The organism is Streptomyces calidiresistens (genome assembly GCF_014141525.1).
GTDB lineage: Bacteria > Actinomycetota > Actinomycetes > Streptomycetales > Streptomycetaceae > Streptomyces > Streptomyces calidiresistens.
Genome location: NZ_VKHS01001431.1, coordinates 1 through 691, shown reverse-complemented (window position 1 = coordinate 691; position 691 = coordinate 1). Strand labels below are relative to the sequence as shown.

Genomic DNA, 691 nt, shown 5'->3' with positions numbered 1-691 from the left:
GGCCGGACACCCGGGGTTCCCGGGGCCGGCCCCGTCCCCGCGCCGAATCCGGCTCGCCTCCGCCGCCGACCGCGCCGGACCCCCGCGCGCCGGGGCGGGCGGGGGTCCGGTGGTACGGCGGGTGTCGCGGCGCGGACCGGACGGGCCCGCCGGTGGGGCGGGCCGCGCGCGGAACCGGCGCCGGAACCGGTGGCGTCACACGGGGTCGTGCGGGGGCGGGGCGAGCAGATCGTCGATCCGCGCCTCCCCCTCACGGTACCTGCGGGCGATCTCGGCCCCGCAGCCGTCCGCCATGCGCTGGAGGACCTGCCGCCGGTGGGAGACCCGGGCCTCGTAGCGGGTGAGCCGGCCCAGGGCGGCGCGCAGTTCGTCGTCGGTGCGCGCGCCGAGGTCGGAGAGCTCGACCTCGGCGAGGAGTCGTTCGGCGAGTTCGCGGTACTCCTCGCCGGCGGGGGTGGAGACCGCCAGGTGCCGACGGGCGATGCGGCGGTCGGTGGGCGGGTCGGTGAGGATCTGCGCGAGCCGGTCCAGCAGCGGTTCCTCGGGGCGGTTCCGTCGACGCCGTTCGGCGCGCAGGATGTCGATCCGACCGTGCAGCAGCCGCCGCACGTAGCTGAGGTCGGCCTCCTCCCGGTGGGCCCGGCGACGGAGCGCGCGCAGTTCGCCCAGCCCCAGCTCGCGCGGATCGGGG

Annotated in this window: 1 protein-coding gene; it reads right to left on the bottom strand. The window is 78.7% G+C overall.

All coding sequences use genetic code 11. The annotated features are described in order from the left end of the window. Positions 1 to 195 precede the first annotated feature (195 nt). A partial coding sequence (locus FOE67_RS27675) for an RsiG family protein (protein WP_182667544.1) occupies positions 196 to 691 on the bottom strand: 496 nt, incomplete at its 5' end.